General features: G+C 74.1%; 8 protein-coding genes. 7 read left to right on the top strand and 1 reads right to left on the bottom strand.

Annotated elements, in window-relative coordinates:
* A partial coding sequence (locus tag ACFHYO_RS06855; protein ID WP_394319297.1) for a double zinc ribbon domain-containing protein occupies positions 1–716 on the bottom strand: 716 nt, incomplete at its 3' end.
* Positions 717–759: 43 nt separating this feature from the next.
* Here ACFHYO_RS06855 and ACFHYO_RS06850 point away from each other — a divergent pair.
* The 7 genes from ACFHYO_RS06850 (at position 760) to ACFHYO_RS06820 (ending at position 8,654) form a co-directional block, all read left to right on the top strand.
* Positions 760–1,596: a methyltransferase domain-containing protein gene (locus ACFHYO_RS06850; RefSeq protein WP_394319295.1), complete on the top strand. Its 837-nt coding sequence runs from the start codon at positions 760–762 to the stop codon at positions 1,594–1,596.
* Positions 1,593–2,639 (top strand): ferrochelatase, encoded by a 1,047-nt coding sequence (gene hemH, locus ACFHYO_RS06845; RefSeq protein WP_394319293.1) that lies wholly within the window; start codon positions 1,593–1,595, stop codon positions 2,637–2,639. Before ACFHYO_RS06850 ends, hemH begins: the two co-directional genes overlap by 4 nt.
* 175 nt (positions 2,640–2,814) lie before the next feature.
* On the top strand, positions 2,815–3,831 hold the full coding sequence (hslO, locus tag ACFHYO_RS06840) for an Hsp33 family molecular chaperone HslO (RefSeq protein WP_036709538.1): 1,017 nt from the start codon (positions 2,815–2,817) through the stop codon (positions 3,829–3,831).
* Complete coding sequence (locus ACFHYO_RS06835) at positions 3,828–4,418, top strand: NUDIX hydrolase (protein ID WP_036709510.1); 591 nt, start codon at positions 3,828–3,830, stop codon at positions 4,416–4,418. The genes hslO and ACFHYO_RS06835 overlap by 4 nt, the downstream gene beginning before the upstream one ends.
* On the top strand, positions 4,415–5,566 hold the full coding sequence (locus ACFHYO_RS06830) for a CCA tRNA nucleotidyltransferase (protein WP_394319291.1): 1,152 nt from the start codon (positions 4,415–4,417) through the stop codon (positions 5,564–5,566). The genes ACFHYO_RS06835 and ACFHYO_RS06830 overlap by 4 nt, the downstream gene beginning before the upstream one ends.
* On the top strand, positions 5,566–7,413 hold the full coding sequence (locus tag ACFHYO_RS06825; RefSeq protein WP_394319289.1) for an ABC transporter ATP-binding protein: 1,848 nt from the start codon (positions 5,566–5,568) through the stop codon (positions 7,411–7,413). Before ACFHYO_RS06830 ends, ACFHYO_RS06825 begins: the two co-directional genes overlap by 1 nt.
* A complete protein-coding gene (locus ACFHYO_RS06820; RefSeq protein ID WP_394319287.1) occupies positions 7,410–8,654 on the top strand; it encodes a class I SAM-dependent RNA methyltransferase in 1,245 nt (414 codons plus the stop codon). Before ACFHYO_RS06825 ends, ACFHYO_RS06820 begins: the two co-directional genes overlap by 4 nt.
* Positions 8,655–8,727 lie beyond the last annotated feature (73 nt).

Here is an 8,727-nt window from a genome sequence, read left to right as displayed (position 1 = left end):
GCCACCGCCACCGGGCCGGCGCCCGCCGCCAGCAGCGCCTCGGCCGCCGCGGCGAGCGTCGCGCCCGAGGCCATCACGTCATCCACCAGCAGCACCGGCCGCCCGGCGAGCCGCGCGCGCTGCCGCGGCGGCACCGCAAAGGCGCCCGCGACATTGGCGAAGCGGTCGCTGACCGCGCCGTGGTCCTGCATCGGCGTGTGGCGGGTGCGGACCAGCGCGCCGGGGACGAGCGGCAGCCGATGCGCCGCCGCCACCCGCGCGGCGAGCAGCGCCGCCTGGTTGTAGCGCCGCGCGAGCATCCGCCGCGGGTGGATCGGCACCGGCACCACCAGCATCCCCGGCGCGACCAGCGGCGTCGCCGCCTGGGCCAGCCAGCCGCCGAGCGCGGGCGCGAGATCGACCCGGTCGGCGTGCTTCAAGGCCAGCGCCAGCCGCCGCCCGGTTCCGGCATAGACCAGCGCCGCCCGCGCCCGCTCCCAGGGCCGCGGCAGGGTCAGGCAGTCGTCGCAGCGCAGCCCCGCCTCGGTCCCGTCGCCGGGCAGCGGCACGCCGCAGGTGGCGCAGGCGCAGGCGCCGATGAACTCGGCCTCGCGCCAGCAGTCCGGGCAGAGCCCGCCCTCGGCCGCGACGCTCGCGCAGCCCGGGCAGCGGGGCGGCACCACCACCCCGAGCGCGGCTTTCATTGCCGCGCGAAGCCCCGTAGAAGCGATCCCCATGCCCGTGTCGTCCTCCTCCCCTTCCGGCACCGCGCCCGGAACCGTGCCCACAACCGACGCCGGCGCGGCCCCGCCCCGGCTGACCGACCGCACCGCGCTGCTGCGCCAGCGGGCGCGGGCCGAGCGTCTGGGACGCGAACACTGGCTCGACACGATGGTGCAGGGCGAGATCGAGGATAGGCTCTCCGAGGTTAACAGAGCGTTTACGGCGCCCGCCGTCGTGACCGGGGCGCCGGGCTTCTGGGCCGCGGCGATGCCGGGGGCGCGGATCGTCGCCGACGACCCGGTGCTGGCGCTCGAGCCCGGCGCGCATGACCTCGTGATCCACGCGCTGGCGCTGCACTGGGCCGACGACCCGGTGGGGCAGATCGTGCAATGCGCCCGGGCGCTCAGGCCGGACGGGCTGTTGCTTGGCGTGCTGCCCGGCGGGCGGACGCTCGCGCCGCTGCGCGAGGCGCTGGCCGAGGCCGAGATCGCCGAGACCGGCGGGCTCTCGCCCCGGGTGGCGCCGATGGGAGAGATCCGCGACCTCGGCGGGCTGCTGGCCCGCGCCGGGCTGGCGCTGCCGGTAGCCGACCAGATCACCCAGATGGTGAGCTATCGCGGGTTTCCGGCGCTTGCCCGCGACCTGCGCGCGATGGGCGAGGGCAATGCGCTCGCGCATCGCCTGCGCCGCCCGACCCGGCGCGCGGTCCTCGTCCGGGCCGCCGAGGCGCTGGCGCGGATCGCCCCCGACCCCGAGGAACCGGGGCGCATCCGCGTCGGTTTCGACCTAGTGTTCCTGACCGGCTGGGCGCCGGCGGACAGCCAACCCAAGCCCCTGCGCCCCGGCTCGGCCCAGATGAGCCTTGCCGACGCGCTGAGCCAGAGAAAGCCATGACCTCCCCAGCATCCCGCGCCCTGCCGCACGCCCCCGCCGACCACCCGAGCCTGCCGCAGCCGCGTATCGGCGTGCTGGTCGCCAATCTCGGCACCCCCGACGGCCACGACTACTGGTCGATGCGCCGCTACCTGAACGAGTTCCTGAGCGACAAGCGGGTGATCGACTATCCGCGCTGGAAGTGGCAGCCGCTGCTGCAGGGGATCATCCTGACCAAGCGGCCGTTCACCTCGGGCGCCAACTACCGCTCGATCTGGAACCATGAGGCGGATGAAAGCCCGCTGATGACCATCACCAAGGCCAAGGTCGCCAAGCTGCGCGCCGAGGCAGAGCGCCGCTGGGGCGACGCGGTGATGGTCGATTTCTGTATGCGCTACGGCAACCCCTCGACGCCCGCGGTGCTCGACCGGATGGTCAAGGCGGGCTGCGAGCGGATCGTGTTCCTGCCGATGTATCCGCAATATGCCGGCGCCACGACGGCGACCGCCAACGACCAGCTGTTCCGGGCGCTGATGGCGCAGAAATGGCAGCCGGCGGTGCGGACCTGCCCGGCCTATTTCGACCGCCCCGACTATATCGACGCGCTGGCCCAATCGGTGGAACGCACGCTGGGCGGGCGGCGGCCGCAGAAGCTCGTCGCCTCGTATCACGGGATGCCGCGCCGCTATCTGCTGGAAGGCGACCCCTACCACTGCCAGTGCCAGAAGACGACGCGGCTGCTACGCGAGCGGCTCGGCTGGCCCGAGGACGCCATCGACACCACCTTCCAGTCGGTCTTCGGCCGTGAGGAATGGCTCAAGCCTTATACGGTCGAGCACGTGGCCGACCTCGCCCGCCGGGGGCTCACCGACATCGCGGTGATCTCGCCCGCGTTCAGCGCCGACTGCATCGAGACGCTGGAGGAGATCAACGGCGAGATCCGCGAGGCCTATGAGCACGCCGGCGGCAAGGACTTCACCTATATCCCCTGCCTCAACGACGACGACGCCCACATCCAGGTGCTGGCCGGGATCGTCGAGGAGAACCTTGCCGGCTGGCTCTGACGTCGCGGGCGGGCCGCCTCCGGCGGGGATATTTGGGTCCAGCCCGAGGCGGCTGTGGGGTGGGCTGGCAGGGGGGCTGGCGGGGCGGCTTGGGTTCACCGGATCGGCGCCTATATAGTGGGGCGAACCGCGCCGCGCCCCACGAGCGGCCGCGATGGATTTCCGAAAGGCCGAGATGACCAAGATCAACCAGATCGCCTGGGACGACACCGTCCTGCCGTTCCAGCTTGACCGTTCCGGGGTGCGTGGCCGCGTCGCGCGCCTCGACGGGGTGCTGGACCATATCCTGACCCGCCACGACTATCCCGCCCCGGTCGCCGCCATGGTGGCCGAGGTGGCGCTGCTCGCCGCGCTGATCGGGCCGACCGTCAAGCTGCGCTGGAAGCTGTCGATCCAGGTCCGCGGCAACGGCGCCATCCGCACGCTGGCGGCGGATTACTATGCCCCCGCCGAGGACGGCGGCCCGGCCCGCATCCGCGGCTGGGCCAGCTTCGACGCCGACCGGCTCGATGAGCGCCCGGCCTTCGACCAGATCGGCGAGGGCTATTTCGCCCTGCTGATCGACCAGGGGGCGGGGAACCTGCCCTATCAGGGGATCACGCCGCTGGCCGGCGGGTCGCTCTCGGCCTGCGCGGGGACGTATTTCGCCCAGTCCGAGCAGCTCCCGACCAGCTTTGCGCTCAGCTACGGCGAAAGCCTGATGCCGGGCGACGAGGACCCGCGCTGGCGGGCCGGGGGGGTAATGCTGCAGACCCTGCCCGCGCAGCCGATGGGGGCCGGCGAGGGTGGCTCGGGCGAGGGCGGGCTGATCGAGGCCGCCGACATCCTGCAGGGCGCCGAGTCCGAGGACTGGACCCGCGCCAATCACCTGCTCTCGACGGTCGAGCCGCTCGAGCTGATCGGGCCGAGCGTGGCGCCCACCGACCTGCTGCTGCGGCTGTTCCACGAGGAGACCCCGCGGGTGTTCGATCCCCAGCGGGTCGAGTTCGGCTGCTCGTGCTCGGCGGACCGGGTGCGCGGGACGCTGTCGATCTATTCGGCCAAGGACATCGGCCACATGACCACGCCCGAGGGCCGGGTCACCGCCGACTGCCAGTTCTGCGGCGCGCATTACGACTTCGACCCGGCGAGCCTGGGGTTCGAGGCGACCGTGGACGCCGAGGGCAACGCGCTGGACGCCGCCCGGGGATGACGCCGGGCGGGGACATCCGCGACCGGCTGCTCGGCGCGCTGGCGATGCCGGCCGCGCCGAGTTCGGATTTCGACCTCAACGGGCCGGTGCCCGAGGGGCTCGGGGCGCGGCCCGCGGGGGTGCTCGCGGCGTTCCACCCCGACGGGCGGCTGGTGCTGACCAAGCGGGCGAGCGGCCTGCGCCACCACCCGGGGCAGATCGCGCTGCCGGGCGGCAAGGTCGACCCCGGCGACGCGGATGCCACCGCCGCCGCCCTGCGCGAGGCGCAGGAGGAGGTGGGGCTCGACCCCGCCGCGGTCGAGGTGCTGGGGCTGCTGCCGCCACACCGCACCGTGACCGGCTTCGCCATGACCCCGGTGCTGGCGATGATCCGCGGCCCGTTCACCCCGGTCCCCGAGGCGGGCGAGGTGGACGAGGTCTTCACCGTTCCCTTCGACCATATCGCCGATCCGGCCCGGTACCGGATCGAGCGGCGGATGTGGCGCGGCGGCTGGCGGTCCTATCACGTGGCGCCCTTCGGTCCCTACTACATCTGGGGGGCGACGGCGCGGGTGCTGCTGTCGCTGGCGCGCCGGGTGGCCGGATGAACCTGCCGCCCGCGCTCATGAACGATCCCGGCCTGCGCGCCGTGCTGGGCGCGCTGGCGCCGGTGCGGGCGCTGGTCGTGGGCGGCGCGGTGCGCAACGCGCTGCTGGGCGAGCCGGTCGAGGACATCGACCTGGCCACCGACGCGCGCCCCGAGCGGGTGATCGCGCTGGCCGAGGCGGCGGGGCTCAAGGCCGTGCCGACCGGCATCGCCCACGGGACCGTGACGCTGGTCGCGGACGGGCGCGGCTTCGAGGTCACGACCTTCCGCCGCGACGTCGAGACCGACGGCCGCCGCGCCGTGGTCGCCTTTTCCGACCGGCTCGAGGAGGACGCGGCGCGGCGCGATTTCACCATCAACGCGCTTTACGCGGGCGCCGACGGGGCGGTGATCGACCCGGTCGGCGGGCTACCCGACCTCGCCGCCCGCCGGCTGCGCTTCGTCGGCGACGCCGACCGGCGAATCGCCGAGGATTACCTGCGCATCCTGCGCTTCTTCCGCTTTCATGCCCGCTATGGCCGCCCGGGCGGCGCCGACCCGGCGGCGCTGGATGCCTGCGCCCGCGGCGCGGCGGGGCTGGCGCGCCTCTCGCGCGAGCGGATCGGGGCCGAGTTGCGCAAGCTGCTCGACGCCCCCGACCCGCGCGAGGCGGTGCGGCTGATGGATGAAACCGGCGTGCTCGCGGTGATCCTGCCCGGCGCCGACCCCACCCGGCTGGCGCGGGTGATGGCGGCCGAGCCGGACTTTCCGCCGCCCTCCCCCCGCTGGCCCGTGCGGCTTGCCGCGCTGGGCGGCGCCGAGGCCGCCGAGCGGCTGCGTCTCTCGCGGCACGAGTCTCGAGCGCAGGAGGAGCTGCGCTTCGCCGGCAGCCTGGGCGAGGCCGCCTGGCGCTTCGGCCAAGCGCGGGCGGGCGAACTCGCGCTGCTGCGCGCGGCGGATGGCGCCCTGCCCGCGGGGTGGCGCGACCGGATCGCCGCCGCCGAGGGGCAGCGCCTGCCGGTGACGGCGGCGGACCTCGCCGGGCGGCTGACCGGCGCCGCGCTCGGCCGCGGGCTCAAGGCGGCCGAGGCGGCGTGGATCGAATCGGGGTTCGCCCTGCCCGCGCCCGCGCTCATCGACATCGCCCTTCTTGCCGGTGAGGCGCCTTGATGCACCGTCTGTTCGAGCGCATCATCGACGCCTTCCGCCCCGCCGACGGCCCGCCGCCGCGGACGCTCGGCGCGTTCTTCCGCTGGGCGCTGTCGGGTGCCTGGCCGGGGCTCACGCTCGCGGCCTTCGCCTCGGCGCTGTCGGGCGCGGCCGAGGTCGCCTCGGCCACGCTGCTCGGCATGGTCGTCGATGCGGTGGCGCAGTCCGGCACCCGCACGCTCGCCGATCACGGCGGGCTGATCGCGGCCTTCGTGGGGTTCTTCCTCATCCTCCGCCCGGCGATCCTCGGGTTCTCCAGCGCCACCTCGAACGTCATCATCGGCCCGAACGTCCTGCCGCTGGTGCTTTCGCGGCTGCACCGCTGGACGATGGGCCAGTCCGTCACCTTCTTCGACAACGACTTCGCCGGCCGCATCGCGCAGAAGCAGATGCAGACCGCCCGCGCCGTCACCGACGTCGCCTCGGAAATGGTCAACACCGCGGCCTTCGCGCTGTCGGCGGTGCTGGGCTCGGCGATCTACCTCGCCTCGGTGGACGGCTGGGGGGCGGTGGCGCTGCTCGTGTGGCTGGCGCTCTACCTTGGCCTGATCCGCTATTTCCTGCCCCGCATCCGGGCGCAGTCCGCCGGCCGCGCCTCGGCCCGCGCCATGATCACCGGGCAGGTGGTCGACACCATCACCAACATCAAGACCGTCAAGCTCTTCGCCCAGGCCGGGCACGAGGATCAGGCGGCCTTGGGCGCGATGGAGACGTTCCGCGACCGCGCCATCGTCTTCGGCCGGCTGAACACCTGGTTCCGCACCTCGCTGACGGTGGTCGCGGGGCTCTTGCCGGTGGTACTGGTCGGCGGCGCGGTCTGGATGTGGTCGCGCGGCGCGGCGACGCCCGGCGACGTCGCGGCCTCGGGCGCCATCGCCATGCGGCTGGCGCAGATGACCGGCTGGGTCAGCATGGCGCTGATGGGCATCTGGGGCTCGATCGGCGAGGTCGAGGACGGGATGGAGACGCTGTCCCCGCCGCACTCGCTGACCGACAAGCCCGGCGCGCTGCCGCTCGGGCGGCTCGAGGGCGCGGTCGCGTTCCAGGGGGTGCGCTTCGCCTATGGCAAGGGCGCGGGCTCGGTCGGGCCGCTCGACCTGCGCATCGCGCCGGGTGAGCGGATCGGCATCGTCGGCGCCTCGGGGGCGGGGAAATCGACGCTGGTTGCGCTGCTGCTGCGGCTGCACGACGTGGACGAGGGCACGGTGCGGGTGGACGGCCACGACGTCCGCGACGTCACGCAGGAAAGCCTGCGCCGCAACATCGGCATGGTCACGCAGGAGACCGCGATGTTCAACCGCTCGGCCCGCGACAACATCCTGTACGGTCGCCCCGACGCGACCGAGGCCGAGATGATTGCCGCGGCCGAGGCCGCCGAGGCGCATGAGTTCATCCTCGGGCTGACCGATTTCGCCGGGCGCACCGGCTATGACGCGCATCTGGGCGAACGCGGGGTGAAGCTTTCGGGCGGCCAGCGGCAGCGGATCGCGCTGGCCCGCGCCTTCCTCAAGGACGCGCCGATCCTGGTGCTGGACGAGGCGACGAGCGCGCTCGACAGTGAGGTCGAGGCGCAGGTGCAGGACGAATTGGCCCGCGTGATGGCCGGCAAGACGGTGCTGGCGATCGCGCACCGGCTCTCGACCATCGCCGAGATGGACCGGATCGTGGTGCTGGACGCCGGCCGCATCGTCGAGGAGGGCAGCCACGACGCGCTGCTCGCCCGCGGCGGGCTTTACGCGCGCTACTGGAACCGGCAGTCGGGCGGATTCCTCGGCACCGACGAGGCGGCGGTCGAGGCCGCGCAATGACCGTCTGGACGGTCGAGCGGCTGGGCCGGCGCGGCGACGGGGTGGCGGTGGCGGGCGACGCCCGCGCGCTGGCGCCGCTCGTGCTGCCGGGGGAAGAGATCGAGGGCGCGGCCGAGGACGGCCGCATTCCCGCCCCGCGCATCCTCACCCCCTCGCCCGACAGGGTCCGCGCCCCGTGCCCGCACTACCGCGCCTGCGGCGGCTGCGCGCTGATGCACGGCAGCGACGGGTTCGTGGCCGGCTGGAAGGTCGGGGTGGTCGAGCGCGCGCTGGCCGCGCAAGGCATCGCGGCGCGGGTCGAGGGCATCGCCACCTCGCCGCCCCGCTCGCGCCGCCGCGCGGTGCTGGCCGGGCGGCGGACCAAAAAGGGCGCGCTGGTCGGCTTCCACGCCCGCGCCTCGGACGTGGTGGTGGATCTGGCCGAATGCCTCGTCGTCCGCCCCTCAATCCTCGCCGCGGTGCCGGACCTGCGCCGGCTGGTGGCGCTGGGCGGCAGCCGCGCGGGCGAGGTGACGCTGGCCGTGACCGAAACGCCGGCCGGGCTCGACATCGCGGCGCGCGGCGGCAAGCCGCTGACGCCCGAGCTGCTCGCCGCGCTTTCGGCGCTGGCGCGGGACGCCGACTGGGCGCGGCTCGACTGGACCGCCGCGGAGGGTGCGACCGAAACCCTGACCCGCCGCCCCCCGGCGCTGCCGCTCGGCCGGGCCCGCGTCGTGCCGCCCCCCGCCGCCTTTCTGCAGGCGACGGCTGAGGGCGAGGCTGCGCTGCTCGCCGCCATCCGCGCCACGGTGGGCGACGCCGCCCGCGTGGCCGATCTCTACGCCGGCATCGGCACCTTCACCCTGCCGCTGGCCGAGCACGCCGAGGTTCACGCGGTCGAGGGCCTCGCCGCGCCCCTCGCCGCGCTCGACGCGGGCTGGCGGGCGGCGGCGGGGGCGCTGCGCAAGGTCACGACCGAGACCCGCGACCTCGCCCGCCGGCCGCTCCTGCCCGACGAGCTGGCGCGGTTCGACGCGGTGGTGATCGACCCGCCCCGCGCCGGGGCCGAGGCGCAGGCGCGGGCGCTTGCCGCGTCCGATGTGCCGGTGGTGGCCTGGGTCGCCTGCGATCCCGTGACCTTCGCCCGCGACGCCCGGATCATGGCCGAGGGGGGGTATGCGCTCACCTCGCTGAGGGTCATCGACCAGTTCCGCTGGTCGCCGCATGTCGAGATCGCCGCGACCTTCCGGCGACAGGCTTAGGCAAAACCTGACATTCGAGGCATTTTCGGTTTGGCGGGAAACCGCCGATGGTGGTATGGCCGGTAAAAGACCA

It is taken from the genome of Paracoccus panacisoli (assembly GCF_042435015.1).
GTDB lineage: Bacteria > Pseudomonadota > Alphaproteobacteria > Rhodobacterales > Rhodobacteraceae > Paracoccus > Paracoccus panacisoli.
The sequence above is the reverse complement of the archived record's forward strand: the minus strand, read 5'-3'. Positions and strand labels throughout refer to the sequence as shown.